The following is an 18,880-nucleotide window of genomic DNA, read 5'->3' as shown; positions in this document are numbered from 1 at the left end:
TTACTGTTATTTGTTTACTGGAGAGTGAATATGTCTGGAGCAGTGAAGGTCTGGCGGGAGACCGTCGCATTACCGACGTGGACCACCGGCGCAGAAGATACCAACCCGATGTTCCTCGAGAAACGCGTGTACCAGGGTTCCTCCGGCGCGGTCTACCCCTACGGCGTAACCGATACCCTGACCGGGAACCGCGAGATGCGCGATTACCAGGCGGTGTGGATGGAAAACGACTTCATCCGCATCATGCTGCTGCCGGAGCTGGGCGGACGTATTCATCGCGCGTATGACAAAGTCCAGGAGCGCGATTTCGTCTACTACAACGAAGTGGTGAAACCCGCGCTGGTGGGCCTGCTGGGGCCGTGGATCTCCGGCGGCATCGAATTTAACTGGCCGCAGCACCATCGCCCGACCACCTTTATGCCGGTCGACGTGACCATCCAGGCCCAGGAGAGCGGGGCGCAGACCGTCTGGCTGGGCGAGGCCGAGCCGATGCGCGGCCTGCAGGTAATGACCGGCTTTACGCTCTACCCGGACCGGGCGTTGATTGAAATCACCGGCAAAGTCTTCAACGGCAACGCCACGCCGCGCCACTTCCTGTGGTGGGCCAACCCGGCGGTGAAGGGCGGGGACGATCATCAGAGCGTCTTCCCGCCGGACGTCACCGCGGTGTTTGACCACGGTAAGCGCGCGGTCTCGGCCTTCCCGATCGCCACCGGCACTTACTATAAGATCGATTACTCGGCGGGCGTGGACATCTCGCGCTACAAAAACGTGCCGGTCCCCACCTCCTACATGGCGGAAAAATCGGACTACGATTTTGTCGGCGCTTACCATCACGGCGAGCGCGGCGGCCTGCTGCACGTGGCCGATCACCACGTTTCTCCGGGTAAAAAGCAGTGGTCCTGGGGCCATGACGATTTTGGCCGCGCCTGGGATCGCAATCTGACCGATGAAAACGGCCCTTATATCGAGCTGATGACCGGCGTCTTCACCGATAACCAACCTGATTTCACCTGGCTTGCCCCTTATGAAGAGAAGATCTTCGTGCAGAACTTCCTGCCCTACAGCGAACTGGGGCAGGTGCAGAACGCCAACACGCAGCTGGCGCTTAAGCTGGAACGCCGCGAGCAGCAGCTTCACCTCGGCCTCTACGCCATCGCCCCGCTTAACGCCGTGCGTCTCGAACTGACCGCAGAGAGCAAGCCGGTGTGGGAGACGCAGCTGACCCTGATGCCGGGCGAAAGCTGGCAGCAGGCGCTGGCGGATGCGTGGCCGCAGCGCTTAACCCTGACGGTAAAAGAGACCTCGGGCCACACCCTGCTGCATTACCAGGAGCATATCGCCGAAGAGACCCCGCTGCCGGATCCGGCCACCGCGCCCGCGATGCCGGAAAACATCAGCAACAGCGATGAACTCTATTTTATTGGTCAGCATCTGGAGCAGTACAACCACGCCAGCCGCTACGCGGAGGATTACTACCGCCGCGCGCTGGACCTGGATGCCCACGACTATCGCAACAACGTGGCGCTGGGCACCCTGGCGCTGAACCGCGCCGACTGGGGGCTGGCGCAGCGCTGTGCCGAAGCCGCGCTGGTGCGGGCCCATAAGCTGAATAAGAACCCGCGCGATGGCGAAGCCAGCCAGCTGCTGGCGACGGCCCTGGAGCGGCAGGGGAACGATGATGCTGCCTGGGATCGCTACTACAAAGCCTCGTGGAGCGGAAACTGCCGCGATGCTGCGTTCTGGTCGCTGGCCCGGCTGGCGATGAAGCGCGGCAATTACGCTGACGCGCTGGAAAAAGTCGACATCAGCCTCGGGATCAACGCCAGTAACAATCTGGCGATGGGGCTGAAAGCCCTGGCCCTGGCTCAGGTTGAAGGCGAAAGCGCCGCACTCGCGTACATTGCAAGCTGCCTGCAAACCCATCCCCTCAGTTACGCCCTGCACTACGCCCGTTGGGCGATCGGCCGGGACGAGGCCGCGCGCGATCGGCTCCTGCAGGTTACCGGCCGTCGCGGAGCCAATGCCTGCGTGCTGGCGGGCTGGTTAACCTCGATGGGGATGCGCGACGCCGCCCGGGAGATGCTGGATCTGCTCGACAGCCAGGAGACCTTGCCCCAGCTCTGGCAGGCCGCCTTAAGCGACGATCCCGCCACGCGCGCCCATTACATTGCCGCCGCGCGCCGCAGCGAACCTAACCGGGTACGTTTCCCGAACGCGCTGGATGAAGTGCAGATGCTGCAAACCCTGCAGGATGATCCCTTCGCTCGCTATCTGCTGGGCTGCTTCTGGTACAGCAAGCGCCGCTACGACGATGCGGTGCTGTGCTGGCAAACCACCCTGGAACAGGAGCCGCAGTTTGCGCCGGCGCACCGCCTGCTGGGGATCTACGCCTGGAATAAAGAGCACAACCTGGCGCTGGCCGAGCTGCATCTGCAGCGCGCCGTGGAGCTGGAGCCGGATAACCCACGCTTCCTGTTTGAGCTGGATTATCTCCATAAGCTCACCGGCCAGCCGGTGGCGAAACGCCTCGCCATGCTCACCGAGCGGGAGGAGGTGGCGCTGAAACGCGATGACCTCACTGCAGAACTGTTAAGTCTGTGGAACGGTTCCGGGCGCTACGACGCTGCGGCGCAGGTGCTTCAGGCGCGTCAGTTCCATCCGTGGGAAGGCGGCGAAGGCAAGGTGACCGGGCAGTATCTGCTCAACCAGCAGCATCGCGCCTTGCAGCACATCGCCCGCGGCGAGTTCCGCGAGGCGATAGCCCTGCTGCAGGCGGCCCTGCGCTATCCGCACAATCTGGGGGAAGGGCGTCTGCCGGGGCAGACCGATAACGATATCTGGTATCTGCTGGGCTACTGCCACGCCCGCGGCGATGCGCAGGCCGAGGCGCAGCGCTGCTTTGCCCGGGCGGCGCAGGGGAGCTCGACCCTCGATGCCGGACGCTACTACAACGATCAGCCGGCGGATTACCTGTTCTGGCAGGGGATGGCCCTGCGGCAGTTGGATGACAGCGCCGCGGCGGAGCGCCACTTCCAGGGGTTCCTGGCCTGGGTGGAAGCCCATCGCGACGACGTGCCGGAGGCCGATTTCTTTGCGGTCTCGCTGCCGGATCTGGTGGTGCTGGATACCCCAGCCGGTCATCAGCATCAGCAGCACTGCCTGTTTATTGAGGCGCTGGGCTATGCCGGGCTGGGTGATGTTGCGGCCTGCAAACGCCAGCTGGCGGCCTTGCTGGCACTGAACCCGGCCCATGATAAAGCGCATCTGATTCAGCATGCGCAGGCCACCAACATTTTCCATTAACTGACCCGGCGGGTGGGGAGACTCACCCGTTAACCCTCTGTACCCTGCGTTTCCCTTAAAGAGGAATCAACATGAATAACAGTGCGCAGACACAACTGAAAATGGGCTACGTCTGGACAATCTGTCTGGTCGCCGCCTGCGGTGGATTACTGTTTGGCTACGACTGGGTGGTAATTGGCGGGGCCAAACCCTTCTATGAAGCCTGGTTCTCGATCACCGATCCGGCGCAGTCCGGCTGGGCGATGAGTTCGGCGCTGGTGGGCTGTATCTTCGGGGCGCTGGTTTCCGGCTGGTGTGCCGATAAATTTGGCCGCAAATGGCCGCTGATCCTCTCGGCGGTGCTGTTCAGCGCCTCGGCGTGGGGCACGGCGGTGGCGAGCAGCTTTGACATGTTCGTGGTCTATCGCATCGTCGGCGGGGTCGGGATTGGCCTCGCCTCCGCGCTCAGCCCGCTCTATATCGCCGAGGTCAGCCCGGCGGATAAGCGCGGTCGCTTCGTGGCCATCAACCAGTTGACCATCGTCGTGGGTGTGCTGGCGGCGCAGCTGATTAACCTGATGATCGCCGAGCCGGTGGCGCCTGGGGCGACCCAGGAGGCCATCGTCCAGACCTGGAACGGACAAACCGGCTGGCGCTGGATGTTCGGTGCCGAGCTGGTTCCGGCCCTGGCATTCCTGGTGCTGATGTTCTTTGTTCCTGAATCCCCGCGCTGGCTGATGAAGGCGGGTAAGCCGGATCGTGCCCGCGCCATGCTGGAGCGTATTGGCACCCCGGAATACGCCAGCCAGACTTTAAAAGAGATCGCCCACACCCTGGAAAAAGACACCCAGAAAGTGGCGTTCTCCACCCTGCTGCAGCCGCAGGTCAAACCGATCGTCATCATCGGCATGGTGCTGGCGATGTTCCAGCAGTGGTGCGGGATCAACGTCATCTTCAACTATGCCCAGGAGATCTTCGCCTCGGCCGGGTTTGATATCAACGACACCCTGAAGTCGATTGTGGCGACCGGCATCATCAACCTGGTCTTTACCCTGGCGGCGCTGCCGCTGGTGGACAAGATTGGCCACCGCAAGCTGATGCTGTTGGGCGCATCGGGCTTAACCATCATCTACGTGCTGATCGCCAGCGCCTACGCCATGAACATCATGGGCTGGCCGGTTCTGCTGCTGGTGCTGGCGGCAATTGCCATCTATGCCCTGACCCTGGCCCCGGTGACCTGGGTGCTGCTGTCGGAGATCTTCCCCAACCGCGTACGCGGTCTGGCGATGTCGATGGGGACGCTGGCGCTGTGGATCGCCTGCTTCCTGCTGACCTACACCTTCCCGCTGCTCAATGCCGGGCTGGGGGCGGCGGGCAGTTTCCTGCTCTACGGCGTGATTTGCGCTGCCGGGTATCTCTACATCCTGCGTAAAGTCCCGGAAACCAAAGGCGTGACGCTGGAGGCGCTGGAGGAGCAGCTGGAGAAACAGCACAGCAAAGTGGCCGCGACGGCAGATGCCGGGCGCGTACACTGATGGACCTGCTGTTGATAGAAAACGCGCATCTGCGGATGCGCGTCAACCCGCAGGGCGGCGGGTTGCAGGAACTTTTCTCTCTCACCCATGGGCAGCCCGTGTTGTGGGATGAGGGGGAAAGCGCGCTGTTTCCGATGGTGCCGCTGGCCAACCGGGTGGCAGGCAATCGCTTTGCGTTTCAGGGGCGGGAGATTACTCTGCCGCAAAGCCCGGTGGATGAGCGTTTCTTTTTACACGGGGATGGCTGGCAGGCTCTCTGGCAGGTGGTGTCGCTCACCGATACGGAGTGTGTTCTGACGCTGCGCCGTCAGCATGCGTGCGGCTTTGATTATCAGGCGACGCTGCGCTATCAGCTGCGTGGAAACGTGCTGCGGGCGGAGCTAATGCTCACCCATCTTGGGCCGCAGCCGATGCTGTACGGCCTGGGCTTTCACCCGTGGTTTTACTTTGATGCCCGCAGTCGCCTGCAATTTTGCGCCAGCGGCTACTGGCCGGAAGGGGAGCACCATTTACCCCAGGCGTGGCAGAGCGAGATCCCGCCCGATATCGATTTCACCACGGCGCAGCAGGGGGGGCGATGGCTGGCTGAATGTCGGCTACTCCGGCTGGAACGGCGTGGCGACGATCCATCGTGATGTGATGAACATCACAATTACCGCGCAAACTCCTTGGCTGATGCTGTTCAGAATGTCGGGTAAATCATTCTTATGCCTCGAGCCGCAGAGCCACCCGGTCAACGCCCACAACCTGCCCGGGCAGCCTGGGCTGGTGGTTTTACGCCCGGGCGACAGCACCCAGTTTGCGATGGAAATTGCCGTTGAAAGCACTGCCGGTAGTTGTTAATAAGCGGTTAATGCCCGCTTGCGCCAGCCTGTTTTTACCGCCAGACTATCGCCTCCAAAACGGGAGGGATTCATGGTTTTGCATTCCACACGCTGGCTGGCGCTCAGCTACTTCACCTACTTTTTTAGCTACGGTATTTTTCTGCCTTTCTGGAGCGTCTGGCTCAAGGGAATCGGTCTCACTCCGGAGATGATTGGCGTCCTGCTCGGCTCGGGCCTGGTGGCGCGTTTTCTCGGTAGCCTGCTTATTGCCCCGCGCGTCAGCGATCCCTCCCTGTTAATCAAAGCCGTGCGCGTGCTGGCGCTGCTCACTCTGGTGTTTATGGCCGGCTTCTGGGTCAGCCAGCAGTTTGCCTGGCTGGTGGTGGTGATGGTGGGCTTCAACCTCTTCTTCTCGCCGCTGGTGCCGCTGACCGATGCGCTGGCCAATACCTGGCAAAAGCAGATCACCATGGACTATGGCCGGGTGCGGCTGTGGGGCTCAATCGCCTTTGTGATTGGCTCGGCGCTGGTGGGCAAGCTGGTAAGCCTGTATGACTATCGCGCCATTCTGGCCCTGCTGAGCGTCGGGATTATGTCGATGCTGCTCGGGATGCTGCTTCGCCCATCGGTAATGCCGCAGGGCGAGAGCCGCCAGCAGGAGAGCGCCGGCTGGCCGGCATGGCGCTCGCTGGTGGCCCAGAGCTGGCGTTTCCTCGCCTGCGTCTGCCTGCTGCAGGGAGCCCATGCCGCCTACTATGGCTTCAGCGCCCTCTACTGGCAGAGCGCCGGGTATTCCGCTTCGGCCGTCGGTTATCTCTGGTCGCTGGGCGTGGTGGCGGAGGTCATCATCTTTGCCCTCAGCAACCGACTGTTCCGCCGCTTTACCGCCCGGGATCTGCTCCTGCTCTCTGCCGTCTGCGGTATCGCCCGCTGGGGGATCATGGGCTGGACCACCGAGCTGCCGTGGCTGATTGTCGCGCAGATCCTGCACTGCGGCACCTTCACGGTGTGCCACCTGGCAGCGATGCGCTATATCTCGGCGCGTAAAGGCGGGGATGTGATCCGCCTGCAGGCGGTCTACTCGGCGGTGGCGATGGGGGGCAGTATTGCGATCATGACCGTCTTCGCCGGTTTCCTTTACCAGCATCTCGGTCACGGGGTGTTCTGGGTGATGGCGCTGGTAGCGCTGCCCGCGGTCCTGCTGCGTCCGCGGGTGGCAGCGCGCTAAGACTCCAGCATGGCGCGAATATGTTCCTGCTGCTGCGCATTCAACGCCTCGACGGCGTGGATGAGCGGCGGCGAGAACAGCGGCAGGGCGGTGGTATAGGGCGTGACCACCAGGGCGGCCTCGCGCGGGGCCCCCTCCTTCTGAAAGGCCTGTAACGTCACATAGCGAATGTTCAGCGGCAGCAGGGTCAGCTCCCGCAGCTGCTGTTCAATCAGCTCCTCGCAGGCTTTGTCCTCTCCGGTCAGCAACACCACCTGCTTTTCATGCAGATCGCTCTCCTGCATCAGCCAGGCGCCAAAGATCACCGCCACCAGGCTCGACTCCTCCTCGGAGAACCGCAGGCCAAACTCCGCCTCCAGCTCGAACAGCACCTCCCGGGTGGTCCGCATCAGGCGTGGATAGAGACGGTGGATCTCCTCGGGCAGGCTGTTGTCGATACCGATGCCAAACAGCGAGCGGTCCAGGGCCTGGGCCAGATGGATATAGAGCTGGTCGGTAAGCCCCTGCTCGTCGCTGAACTGCATCCCGGTTTGCCCATGAAAGCGGGCGATCATGCGGGTGATGGTGCGGCGCAGGCGGTCATCTTCCTGGTGCGCATCGCGCAGGGGATCCGGCGTGCGGAGCATCATAAACAATAGCGCCAGAAACGGCTGCTCATCGGCGTGAGGCACCTGCGCCACGCGGCGCTGCCAGTGGCGCACAATCTCCTGCGCCATCAGATATTCGTTGCGCGACTGGGTCCAGTTGCGCTGAACCACAGAAAACTCCGGGCTCAGGCCCAGCTGGTGCTGGAGCAGGCAGTACTGCAGATAGAGCTGCAAAAACTGCGTGTCCCGGCATTCAAACTGGCGCTGCAGGCGGCGGGAGCAAAAATTAATCAGCGCCCGCAGGTTGGTATCGTCATATAAAGTGCGGGCGATGCCGAGCTGCTTTAGCGCGATTTTCAGAGATGGGGTAAACTGCTGCGCGACGAAATGGGGGCAGAGGCGTAATGCCCGACGCAACCAGTGCAGCAGGCATAAGCGTTGATTAAGGTGGCTACCTTCCAGCAGGTAACAGCCATCGTGCTGTGTCGCAATGTCGAGCTGGTGATAGCGCTGGATCTCCATGCGCATCTCGTCGATATCCTGCCGGCAGAGGGCATCATCGACACCATTGATTTCACCGATGCTTTCCAGAGTGGCGCGAAAGCCCGGTACGTACAGCATCAACAGAACCTGGCAGCGGCGCTGCGAACTGGAAAGTGCAGATGGCATTTCGAGAGTCGTCATCATCTGTCGGGTTCCAGTGAGGGTGTTTGATAAGAATAGCTAAAGGATGTACCCCGTAGCACAGGATGCCGGGCTTTCCTTCAGGAATGCGGGTGAACATCACAGAATTTTTGACGTGAGGATGAGATGCAAACAGTGAAACGCAGCGCAACGACGCTTTTTTTGGCGGTTTTGTCTTTTGCCGCCGCCGCGCACCCTCACAGCTTTATCACCCTGAAAACGCAGATCGTGGTGAAGGACAATCAGCTTACCGGGCTGAAGATGCGCTGGGCGATGGATGAGCTGACCTCCGCCGATCTGCTTTACGATGCCGGAAATGCAAAGCCGGGGGATGAGATCTGGAAAAAGCTGGCGGCAGAAGTCATGGCCAACGTGCTCGGTCAGCACTACTTCACCGAGTTCTGGCATAACGGGCAGAAAGTGAAATTCCTCAACCGGCCCACCCGGTACGGCATGACCCGCCAGGAGCATCAGGCGGTGCTGACCTTTATCCTGCCGCTGGCGGAGCCGCAGCCGCTGGCCGGCCAGAAATATACCTTCTCCACCTTCGATCCTTCCTACTACGTGGACATGAGCTACGCCGAGGATGACGATGTGTCGCTGCCTGCTGAGCTGCAAAAAAAGCTGTTCCGTCAGCGTGGATACTCCGGAGCCCAGCGATGAGACGCTGAACTTTGCCAGCTCGCTGGATAAAGACGATGCGCCTCCGGAAGATATGGATCTTGGCAAACAGTTTGCCCAGACGGTGACCCTGCAATGTCAGTAGTTCGCGCACGCCGCGGGTGGGATCTCTGGCCGCTGGCGCTGTTTCTGGTGGTGGCGGTGGCGGGGGGGAATCTGGCTCTGGCAGGCGTGGCCGCAGGTGATGCGCCAGAGCATTCTCTGGCAGCGGGACGTCAACCAGCAGATGAGCGGCCTGCTGAAGGCGGTGGCCGACAATCCGACGGCGGCGGGCGGGTCGTTGCTGATATTCAGCTTTTTATACGGCGTGCTGCACGCCCTGGGGCCGGGCCACGGCAAGATCGTTATCGCCACCTGGCTTGCCACCCATCCCTCAAAGCTGAAATCGAGTATCGGCTTAACCCTGGCCTCCTCTTTGTTACAGGGATGGGTGGCGATCGGTCTGGTGGTGGGAGTGTTAACGCTGCTGCAACTCCCGGCGCGGGATCTGCACATGAGCAGCTTCTGGCTGGAGAAGGGCAGCTATGCCCTGGTGGGTGTGCTGGGGCTGATGCTCTGCTGGCGGGCGCTGAAAAAACTGCGCGCCCTGCTGCGTAAACCGACCTTTAAAGCCTTTACCCCGCATCACGTTCACGATGCCAGCTGCGGCTGCGGCCATCAGCATTTGCCGAGCCCGACGCAGATCCAGCGCGCGGACGACTGGCGGGCGCGGACGATGATTATTCTGTCGATGGGCATGCGACCCTGTTCCGGGGCGATCATGGTGCTGCTGTTCAGTAAGGTGATCGGCGTGTTCAGCTGGGGCGTGGCCTCGGCGCTGGCCATGGCGGCGGGAACGGGGCTAACAATCTCTTCTCTGGCGCTGCTGGTGCACGGTTTTCGTCAGCTGGCGGTCAGGCTCAGCGGCAATAAAGCGCCGGTGCTGTGGCGACAGATCGGATGGACAACCCTGGCATTAGCCGGTGGGGTAGTGTTGCTGGTGGCGGCGGTGATGATGTGGGTCAGTGCGGTGCCGGCGGGCAGGGGGATGCGGCCGTTTTAATATTGCCGGGCGGCACTGCGTTTGCCCGGCCTACGGTCTTGTAGGCCCGGTAAGCGCTAGCGCCACCGGGCAAGACAATCAGAATTAACGCTTCAGCGCTTCACTCAGTTCGTCACGCATGTTCGCCAGCATTGCTTTCACAACGCGTGGGTTACCTGCAACGATGTTGCCGGACAGCATATAGTTGTGGCCACCGGTGAAGTCACACACCAGCGCACCCGCTTCACGGGCAATCAGTTCGCCAGCAGCGAAGTCCCACGGCTTCAGGCCAATTTCAAAGTAACCGTCAACGCGGCCAGCGGCAACGTAGGCCAGATCCAGCGCAGCGGAACCGGTGCGGCGGAAGTCAGCGCACTCGGTGAAGAGTTTGCCCAGAATTTTCATGTACGCAGGTGCGTGCTGTTTGGCTTTGAACGGGAAGCCGGTCGCCAGGATGGTGCCGTCGAGATCGCGAGCGTTGGTGCCGCGCAGACGGTAGCCGTTCAGCTGTGCGCCCTGACCGCGGGTCGCGGTGAAGAGTTCGTTACGCATTGGATCGTAAACCACAGCCACTTCGGTACGGCCTTTGATGCGTACGGCGATAGAAACAGCGAAGTGTGGCAGACGTTTAACGAAGTTGGTGGTGCCATCCAGAGGATCGATAACCCACTGAACATCCTGATCTTCGCCTGCATGCTCACCGCTTTCTTCGGTGATGATGGTGTGCTGCGGGTAAGATTTGCGAATGGTTTCGATAATAATCGCTTCTGCGGCTTTATCGACGTTAGTCACAAAGTCATTGCTGCCTTTCTGGCTGGTTTCTACGGAATCTGGGGTCTCGTAGTGTTTGGCAATTACATTACCCGCCTTGCGCGCTGCGCGCACGGCGATGGTCAACATAGGATGTTGCATCGGTTACTCTCACTGGATGTTAAAGAACGGGGATACGAAAACGGCGCAGAGTATACCAGCGGGATCGGAATATGTCTTCCGTTTATGATAACATCACCGAATATTCTCCAGACTCAGAAAAATTATGCTGCAAAATATCCGAATCGTGCTGGTCGAAACATCGCATACCGGCAATATGGGCTCCGTGGCCCGCGCTATGAAAACCATGGGCTTAACCAATCTCTGGCTGGTTAACCCGCTGGTGAAACCTGACTCCCAGGCCATCGCCCTCGCCGCAGGTGCCAGCGACGTGATTGGCAACGCGCAGATCGTCGATACCCTGGATGAAGCTTTAGCCGGTTGTAGCCTGGTGGTCGGCACCAGCGCGCGTTCGCGCACCCTGCCGTGGCCGATGCTCGATCCGCGTGAATGCGGGCTGAAAAGCGTTTCCGAAGGCCAGCATGCCCCGGTGGCGCTGGTGTTTGGCCGTGAGCGCGTGGGGCTGACCAACGATGAGCTGCAGAAGTGCCATTATCACGTCGCCATTGCCGCCAACCCGGAGTACAGCTCGCTGAACCTGGCGATGGCCGTGCAGGTTATTGCCTACGAAGTGCGGATGGCGTGGCTGGCAACGCAGGAGAAAGAGACTTACGCTGCGCCGGAAGAGACCCCGTATCCGCTGGTGGATGACCTCGAGCGTTTCTATGGTCATCTGGAGCAGACCCTGCTCGCCACCGGCTTTATCCGCGCCGGTCATCCGGGGCAGGTGATGAACCGTCTGCGCCGCCTCTTTACCCGCGCACGTCCGGAAAGCCAGGAGCTGAACATCCTGCGCGGTATTCTGGCGTCGATTGAGCAGAAGAATAAAGAGTAGTGCCGTTTGTTTCCCCCCCCTCTCCCCGTGGGAGAGGGCCGGGGTGAGGGCATCAGGCCGCACGCAAGCGAAGCGCCGCCGGGCAAAACTCATGAGCGCACAGAAGGTTAAATACCTGACTAAAACAGTCAAGTAAATAGTTGACCAAATTAGTCGGGAATGTCAGACTTGGCCCTGCTATGCAATACCCCCACTTTACAATAAAAATCCCCGGGCAGGGGCGAGTTTGAGGTTAAGTAAGACATGAGACTGACATCTAAAGGGCGTTATGCCGTGACCGCGATGCTGGACGTTGCGCTCAACTCCGAAGCGGGCCCGGTTCCATTGGCTGATATTTCTGAACGTCAGGGAATCTCCCTCTCTTATCTGGAACAGCTTTTCTCCCGACTGCGTAAAAATGGCCTGGTTTCCAGCGTCCGCGGTCCTGGCGGTGGATATCTGTTAGGTAAAGACGCGGGCAGTATTGCCGTTGGCGAAGTCATTAGCGCAGTTGACGAATCCGTCGACGCGACCCGTTGCCAGGGTAAAGGCGGCTGTCAGGGCGGCGATAAATGCCTGACTCACGCGCTGTGGCGCGACCTGAGCGACCGTCTGACCGGCTTCCTGAATAACATCACCATTGGTGAACTGGTTAACAACCAGGAAGTGCTGGACGTCTCCGGCCGTCAGCACTCGCACGAGTCCCATCGTAATACCCGCACGCAGGACGCTATCGACGTTAAACTGCGCGCGTAATAAAAAACCATAAGTATTTTAGAATCAGGCCGGGGCGTTCACGCGCCCCGATGACCCGGTTGTACATCCGGCCTGTCGCCTGGTTCCTTGCATTGAAGCGATGTACGGAGTCTATAGAGCAATGAAATTACCTATCTATCTCGATTACTCCGCAACCACGCCGGTGGACCCGCGTGTTGCCGAGAAAATGATGCAGTGTCTGACCCTGGACGGAAACTTCGGTAACCCGGCTTCCCGCTCCCACCGTTTTGGCTGGCATGCTGAAGAGGCGGTTGATATCGCCCGTAATCAGATTGCCGAGCTGGTTGGCGCTGACCCGCGTGAGATTGTTTTCACCTCAGGCGCGACCGAATCCGATAACCTGGCGATCAAAGGTGCGGCCAATTTCTATCAGAAAAAAGGCAAGCACATCATCACCAGCAAAACCGAACACAAAGCCGTGCTGGACACCTGTCGCCAGCTGGAGCGTGAAGGGTTTGAAGTAACCTATCTCGCCCCGCAGCGCAACGGTATCATCGACCTGAAAGAGCTCGAAGCGGCCATGCGTGATGACACCATTCTGGTCTCCATCATGCACGTGAACAACGAAATCGGCGTGGTACAGGATATCGCCACTATCGGCGAACTGTGCCGTGCGCGCGGTATCATCTACCACGTGGATGCGACCCAGAGCGTGGGCAAACTGCCTATCGACCTGAGCCAGCTGAAAGTGGACCTGATGTCCTTCTCCGGTCACAAAATCTATGGCCCGAAAGGTATTGGCGCGCTGTACGTGCGTCGTAAGCCACGTATCCGTATCGAATCCCAGATGCACGGCGGCGGTCACGAGCGCGGTATGCGTTCCGGTACTCTGCCTGTTCACCAGATCGTGGGTATGGGTGAAGCCTACCGTATCGCCAAAGAAGAGATGGAAACCGAGATGGCGCGCCTGCGTACGCTGCGCAACCGTCTGTGGGAAGGCGTGAAGGATATGGAAGAAGTCTACCTGAACGGCGATCTCGAGCAGGGCGCACCGAACATCCTCAACGTCAGCTTCAACTATGTTGAAGGCGAGTCGCTGATCATGGCGCTGAAAGACCTGGCCGTCTCTTCCGGTTCTGCCTGTACTTCTGCAAGCCTGGAGCCATCCTACGTACTGCGTGCGCTGGGCATGACCGACGAACTGGCACATAGCTCTATCCGTTTCTCTTTAGGTCGTTTCACTACCGATGAAGAGATTGACTACACCATCAAACTGGTTCGCAACTCCATTGGCCGTCTGCGTGAACTTTCTCCACTGTGGGAAATGTTCAAAGAAGGCGTGGATCTGAACAGCATTGAATGGTCACATCACTAATCGGTTTGTAAGGAGAATTCAACATGGCATACAGCGAAAAAGTTATCGATCATTACGAGAATCCACGTAACGTGGGCTCCTTCGACAACAGCGACGACAGCGTGGGCAGCGGCATGGTGGGTGCACCGGCCTGTGGCGACGTGATGAAGTTGCAGATTAAAGTCAACAATGAAGGTATCATTGAAGACGCGCGCTTCAAGACCTACGGTTGCGGTTCCGCAATCGCCTCCAGCTCCCTGGTCACCGAGTGGGTGAAGGGCAAATCCCTGGACGAAGCGCAGGCGATTAAAAATACCGATATTGCTGACGAACTCGAACTGCCGCCGGTGAAAATTCACTGCTCTATCCTGGCGGAAGATGCGATTAAAGCCGCAATCGCGGATTACAAAAGCAAACGTGAAGCAAAATAATTAGTTGAGGTTGTTATGTCGATTACCCTTAGCGACAGCGCTGCCGCGCGAGTAAGCTCCTTCCTGGCAAACCGTGGCAAAGGCTTTGGCCTGCGACTGGGTGTACGCACCTCCGGCTGTTCCGGTATGGCGTATGTACTGGAATTTGTTGACGAACCTGCGGCGGAAGATACCGTGTTCGAAGACAAAGGCGTGAAGGTGGTGGTCGATGGTAAAAGCCTGCAGTTCCTGAACGGCACTCAGCTGGACTTTGTAAAAGAAGGCCTCAACGAAGGGTTTAAATTCACTAACCCGAACGTTAAAGACGAGTGCGGCTGCGGCGAAAGCTTCCACGTTTAATTGCGTATCACCTGTTAACCCCACCGCAGCCAGGCTGTGTGTGGGGTTTGCTTTAATCAGCTAACCCTGAGATTGTTATGGATTACTTCACCCTCTTTGGGTTACCAGCCGGGTATGAAATTGATACTCAGGCGCTGGCGGCCCGTTTCCAGGATCTGCAACGTCAGTATCACCCGGATAAGTTCGCCAGCGGCACGCAGGCGGAACAGCTGGCGGCGGTGCAGCACTCTGCGACCATCAATCAGGCGTGGCAAACCCTGCGCAATCCGCTGAGCCGGGCAGAATATCTGCTTTCGCGTCACGGATTTGATCTCTCCAGTGAGCAACACACCGTCCGCGACACCGTCTTCCTGATGGAACAGCTGGAGCTGCGTGAAGAGCTGGATGAGATCGAACAGGCCAAAGACGAAGCCCGTCTGGAAACCTTTATTAAGCGCGTAAAAGGGATGTTCGATACCCGCCATCAGCAGATGGTTGACCAATTGAATAACGAGACGTGGGACGTGGCGGCGGATACTGTTCGCAAGCTGCGTTTTCTCGATAAACTGCGAAGCAGTGCTGAACAACTCGAAGAAAAGCTGCTCGATTTTTAATTTCGGAAGCAATTATGGCCTTATTACAAATTAGTGAGCCGGGCTTAAGTGCCGCACCGCACCAGCGTCGTCTGGCGGTGGGCATCGACTTAGGCACCACCAACTCGCTGGTGGCGACCGTGCGCAGCGGCCAGGCTGAGACGCTGGCGGATGCGCAGGGGCAACACCTGCTGCCGTCTGTGGTCCACTATCAGCCCCAGGGCCACAGCGTGGGTTACGACGCCCGCACCAACGCTGCTCAGGATCCGGCCAACACCATCAGCTCGGTCAAACGCATGATGGGCCGTTCGTTGGCAGACATCCAGAGCCGTTACCCGCATCTGCCGTATCAGCTGCAGGCCAGTGAGAATGGTCTGCCGATGATCGCCACCGCGGCGGGTTTACTGAACCCGATCCGCGTCTCTGCCGATATCCTTAAGGCGCTGGCCGCCCGCGCAACCGCGACGCTGGAAGGCGAGCTGGATGGCGTGGTCATCACCGTTCCGGCCTATTTCGATGACGCCCAGCGTCAGGGCACCAAAGACGCCGCGCGTCTGGCGGGTCTGCACGTGCTGCGTCTGCTCAACGAGCCGACCGCTGCCGCCATTGCCTACGGCCTCGACTCCGGTCAGGAAGGGGTGATCGCGGTCTTCGATCTCGGCGGCGGTACCTTTGATATTTCCATCCTGCGCCTGAGCCGCGGGGTGTTTGAAGTGCTGGCAACCGGCGGCGACTCTGCCCTCGGCGGCGATGACTTTGACCATCTGCTGGCGGATCATATCTGTGAGCAGGCGGGGATCGTCGATCGTAGCGACGCGCGTCTGCAACGTCAGCTGCTGGACGCCGCGACGGCCGCCAAAATCGCCCTCAGCGATGCCCAGTCCGTTACCGTTGAAGTCGCAGGCTGGAAAGGCGATATCAGCCGCGAGCAGTTTAATGAACTGATTGCCCCGCTGGTGAAGCGTACTCTGCTGGCCTGCCGTCGCGCGCTGAAAGATGCGGGCGTCGAGGCACAAGAGGTGCTGGACGTGGTCATGGTCGGCGGCTCGACCCGCGTACCGCTGGTGCGTGAGCGCGTGGGCGAATTCTTTGGCCGCACCCCGCTGACCTCCATCGATCCGGATAAAGTGGTCGCCATTGGCGCCGCCATCCAGGCCGATATTCTGGTCGGCAACAAGCCGGACAGCGAAATGCTGCTGCTGGACGTGATCCCGCTGTCCCTCGGTTTAGAAACCATGGGTGGCCTGGTCGAGAAGGTGATCCCGCGTAATACCACCATTCCGGTGGCGCGCGCGCAGGAGTTCACCACCTTCAAAGACGGCCAGACCGCGATGTCGATTCACGTGCTGCAGGGTGAGCGCGAGCTGGTTCAGGACTGCCGTTCGCTGGCGCGTTTCGCGCTGCGCGGGATCCCGGCGCTGCCTGCTGGCGGGGCGCATATCCGCGTCACCTTCCAGGTAGATGCTGATGGCCTGCTGAGCGTCACGGCGATGGAAAAATCGACCGGTGTCGAATCCTCCATCCAGGTAAAACCGTCCTACGGTCTGACCGATGGCGAAATCGCCACCATGATTCAGGATTCAATGAGTTTTGCTGCGCAGGATGTGAAGGCGCGTATGCTGGCTGAACAGAAAGTCGAAGCCGCACGCGTGCTGGAAAGCCTGAACAGTGCACTCACTGCTGATGCCGCGCTGCTAAGCGCCGCTGAACGTCAGGCCATTGACGACGCCGTCGCGCAACTGAGCGCGGTAGCGGAAGGCGATGACGCTGACGCCATAGAACAAGCGATTAAAAACGTTGATAAACAAACCCAGGAGTTCGCCGCTCGCCGTATGGACCAGTCTGTCCGTACCGCGCTGAAAGGCCACTCCGTGGACGAGGTTTAATATGCCAAAGATTGTTATTTTGCCTCATGCGGACCTCTGTCCGGATGGTGCAGTTCTGGAAGCTGAGACCGGCGAAACCATCCTTAACGTTGCCCTGCGTAACGGTATCGAAGTGGAACACGCCTGTGAAAAATCCTGTGCCTGCACGACCTGCCACTGCATCGTTCGCGAGGGGTTTGACTCCCTTGCGGAGAGCACAGAAGATGAAGACGACATGCTGGATAAAGCATGGGGTCTGGAGCCGGAAAGCCGTCTGAGCTGTCAGGCGCGCGTCACCGATGAAGATCTGGTGGTCGAACTTCCGCGTTATACGCTTAACCACGCACGCGAGCATTAATATGGGACTGAAGTGGACAGACAGCCGTGAAATCGGCGAGGCGCTGTACGACGCCAACCCGGATCTCGATCCGAAGACCGTACGCTTCACCGATATGCATCAGTGGATTTGCGATCTGGAAGAGTTTGACGATGATCCTAACGCATCCAATGAAAAAATTCTGGAGGCGATTCTGTTAGTCTGGCTGGACGAAGCAGAATAAAAACGTAACGGGCTGCCTTCAGGCGGCCCGTTTGCTTGTTGCTAATAAGGATAAATAAAAATGACCGAAGCGATGAAGATTACGCTCTCTACTCAGCCTGCCGATGCGCGCTGGGGTGAAAAAGCCACTTACAGCATCAACAATGACGGTATTACCCTGCACCTGAACGGCAGCGACGATTTAGGTCTGATCCAGCGCGCGGCGCGTAAAATTGACGGCCTGGGCATTAAACATGTCTCTCTCGACGGCGAAGGCTGGGATACCGATCGCAGCTGGGCATTCTGGGCAGGCTACAAAGGCCCGAAAGGCACCCGTAAAATTGAGTGGGCCAACCTCGACGAAGCCGGTCAAACAGAGCTGGAAAGCCGTCTGACCATCATCGACTGGGTACGCGACACCATTAACGCCCCGGCGGAAGAGTTAGGCCCGGAACAGCTGGCGCAGCGCGCGGTGGATCTGCTGAGCAAAGTCGCTGGCGACAAGATGTCTTATCGCATCACCAAAGGTGAAGATCTGCGCGAGCAGAACTACATGGGCATCCACACTGTAGGCCGCGGCTCTGAGCGTCCTCCTGTGCTGCTGGCGCTGGATTACAATCCAACCGGTGATAAAGCGGCCCCGGTATTCGCCTGCCTGGTCGGGAAAGGCATTACCTTTGATACCGGCGGTTACAGCCTGAAGCAGAGCGCGTTCATGGACTCCATGAAGTCCGACATGGGCGGCGCGGCCACCATTACCGGCGGGCTGGCGTTTGCCATCACCCGCGGCCTGAACAAGCGCGTGAAGCTCTGGCTGTGCTGCGCTGATAACATGGTCAGCGGTAACGCCTTCAAGCTGGGCGACATCATTCGCTACCGTAACGGCAAGAACGTCGAAGTGATGAACACCGACGCCGAAGGCCGTCTGGTGCTGGCGGATGGCCTGATTGACGCTTCCGCGCAGAAACCAGAGCTGATCATCGACATGGCAACCCTGACCGGCGCGGCGAAAACCGCGTTGGGCAATGACTACCATGCGCTGTTCAGCTTCGACGACAAGCTGGCAGGCAAACTGATGGCAAGCGCCGCCGCCGAGAACGAGCCATTCTGGCGTCTGCCGCTGGCCGAGTTCCACCGCAGCCAGCTGCCGTCGAACTTTGCCGAACTGAACAATACCGCCAGCGCGGCCTACCCGGCCGGCGCCAGCACCGCCGCCGGTTTCCTGTCGCATTTTGTTGAGAACTATCACGAAGGCTGGCTGCACATCGACTGCTCCGCCACCTACCGTAAAGCGGCGGTCGAGCAGTGGTCTGCCGGCGCAACCGGTCTGGGCGTGCGTACCGTAGCGAACCTGTTGACCGCAGAGTAATTATTTTGCCCTCACCCTAGCCCTCTCCCACGGGGAGAGGGAATGGTTTGCTCCCTCTCCCTTGAGGGAGAGGTCCGGGGTGAGGGGGGAAAATGCAACATCTGGA

At 59.6% G+C, this 18,880-nt stretch carries 15 protein-coding genes and 3 pseudogenes; 16 read left to right on the top strand and 2 right to left on the bottom strand.

The features are described from left to right. Positions 1-30 precede the first annotated feature (30 nt). From AAHB66_RS17125 to AAHB66_RS17110, 4 genes and pseudogenes are all read left to right on the top strand, one after another. Entirely contained in the window at positions 31-3,306 is a 3,276-nt protein-coding gene (locus tag AAHB66_RS17125; protein ID WP_347113747.1) for a DUF5107 domain-containing protein, read from the top strand. A gap of 71 nt (positions 3,307-3,377) precedes the next feature. Next, a complete protein-coding gene (locus AAHB66_RS17120; protein ID WP_347113745.1) occupies positions 3,378-4,820 on the top strand; it encodes a sugar porter family MFS transporter in 1,443 nt (480 codons plus the stop codon). After that, positions 4,817-5,663 (top strand): annotated as a pseudogene (locus AAHB66_RS17115) (aldose 1-epimerase). The gene AAHB66_RS17120 and the pseudogene AAHB66_RS17115 overlap by 4 nt, the downstream one beginning before the upstream one ends. Before the next feature lie 72 nt (positions 5,664-5,735). Next, complete coding sequence (locus AAHB66_RS17110) at positions 5,736-6,872, top strand: 3-phenylpropionate MFS transporter (protein ID WP_347113744.1); 1,137 nt, start codon at positions 5,736-5,738, stop codon at positions 6,870-6,872. On the opposite strand, the gene csiE is transcribed toward AAHB66_RS17110, so the two are convergent. After that, positions 6,869-8,146, bottom strand: a complete 1,278-nt coding sequence (gene csiE / locus AAHB66_RS17105; RefSeq protein WP_347113743.1) for a stationary phase inducible protein CsiE — start codon at positions 8,144-8,146, stop codon at positions 6,869-6,871. The two genes, AAHB66_RS17110 and csiE, sit on opposite strands and share 4 nt — an antisense overlap. Before the next feature lie 123 nt (positions 8,147-8,269). Between csiE and AAHB66_RS17100 the strand changes: the two are divergent. After that, positions 8,270-8,909, top strand: a pseudogene (locus AAHB66_RS17100) (DUF1007 family protein). Continuing rightward, positions 8,900-9,866, top strand: a pseudogene (locus AAHB66_RS17095) (nickel/cobalt transporter). The pseudogenes AAHB66_RS17100 and AAHB66_RS17095 overlap by 10 nt, the downstream one beginning before the upstream one ends. An 84-nt stretch (positions 9,867-9,950) precedes the next feature. Here AAHB66_RS17095 and suhB read toward each other — a convergent pair. After that, positions 9,951-10,757 (bottom strand): inositol-1-monophosphatase, encoded by an 807-nt coding sequence (suhB, locus tag AAHB66_RS17090; RefSeq protein WP_142486710.1) that lies wholly within the window; start codon positions 10,755-10,757, stop codon positions 9,951-9,953. A gap of 124 nt (positions 10,758-10,881) precedes the next feature. On the opposite strand from suhB, the gene trmJ reads away from it, so the two are divergent. The 10 genes from trmJ (at position 10,882) to pepB (ending at position 18,774) form a co-directional block, all read left to right on the top strand. Further along, positions 10,882-11,610, top strand: coding sequence for a tRNA (cytosine(32)/uridine(32)-2'-O)-methyltransferase TrmJ (gene trmJ / locus AAHB66_RS17085; RefSeq protein ID WP_142486709.1), 729 nt, complete (start codon positions 10,882-10,884; stop codon positions 11,608-11,610). Positions 11,611-11,853: 243 nt separating this feature from the next. Next, positions 11,854-12,345 carry a Fe-S cluster assembly transcriptional regulator IscR gene (gene iscR / locus AAHB66_RS17080; RefSeq protein ID WP_337013947.1) on the top strand — a complete coding sequence of 164 codons (492 nt, stop codon included), beginning with the start codon at positions 11,854-11,856 and terminating at the stop codon, positions 12,343-12,345. A gap of 121 nt (positions 12,346-12,466) precedes the next feature. Further along, complete coding sequence (locus tag AAHB66_RS17075) at positions 12,467-13,681, top strand: IscS subfamily cysteine desulfurase (RefSeq protein ID WP_142486707.1); 1,215 nt, start codon at positions 12,467-12,469, stop codon at positions 13,679-13,681. 23 nt (positions 13,682-13,704) lie between these two features. After that, the gene (gene iscU, locus AAHB66_RS17070; protein WP_004866383.1) at positions 13,705-14,091 is read left to right on the top strand and encodes a Fe-S cluster assembly scaffold IscU; all 387 of its coding nucleotides are present in this window, start codon (positions 13,705-13,707) and stop codon (positions 14,089-14,091) included. Positions 14,092-14,106: 15 nt separating this feature from the next. Next, positions 14,107-14,430: an iron-sulfur cluster assembly protein IscA gene (iscA, locus tag AAHB66_RS17065; protein WP_039029731.1), complete on the top strand. Its 324-nt coding sequence runs from the start codon at positions 14,107-14,109 to the stop codon at positions 14,428-14,430. Between the two features lie 77 nt (positions 14,431-14,507). After that, positions 14,508-15,023 carry a co-chaperone HscB gene (hscB, locus tag AAHB66_RS17060; RefSeq protein ID WP_347113740.1) on the top strand — a complete coding sequence of 172 codons (516 nt, stop codon included), beginning with the start codon at positions 14,508-14,510 and terminating at the stop codon, positions 15,021-15,023. Positions 15,024-15,037: 14 nt separating this feature from the next. Continuing rightward, positions 15,038-16,888: a Fe-S protein assembly chaperone HscA gene (gene hscA, locus AAHB66_RS17055; RefSeq protein ID WP_347113738.1), complete on the top strand. Its 1,851-nt coding sequence runs from the start codon at positions 15,038-15,040 to the stop codon at positions 16,886-16,888. A gap of 1 nt (position 16,889) precedes the next feature. Beyond that, on the top strand, positions 16,890-17,225 hold the full coding sequence (gene fdx, locus AAHB66_RS17050) for an ISC system 2Fe-2S type ferredoxin (protein ID WP_106994594.1): 336 nt from the start codon (positions 16,890-16,892) through the stop codon (positions 17,223-17,225). Position 17,226: 1 nt separating this feature from the next. Next, the gene (iscX, locus tag AAHB66_RS17045; protein ID WP_032613119.1) at positions 17,227-17,427 is read left to right on the top strand and encodes a Fe-S cluster assembly protein IscX; all 201 of its coding nucleotides are present in this window, start codon (positions 17,227-17,229) and stop codon (positions 17,425-17,427) included. 60 nt (positions 17,428-17,487) lie between these two features. Then, positions 17,488-18,774 carry an aminopeptidase PepB gene (gene pepB / locus AAHB66_RS17040; protein WP_347113736.1) on the top strand — a complete coding sequence of 429 codons (1,287 nt, stop codon included), beginning with the start codon at positions 17,488-17,490 and terminating at the stop codon, positions 18,772-18,774. Positions 18,775-18,880: the final 106 nt, after the last annotated feature.

Source organism: Leclercia sp. S52 (genome assembly GCF_039727615.1).
In the GTDB taxonomy this organism is placed as follows: domain Bacteria; phylum Pseudomonadota; class Gammaproteobacteria; order Enterobacterales; family Enterobacteriaceae; genus Enterobacter; species Enterobacter adecarboxylatus_B.
This window is presented reverse-complemented; position numbering and strand designations above follow the sequence as displayed.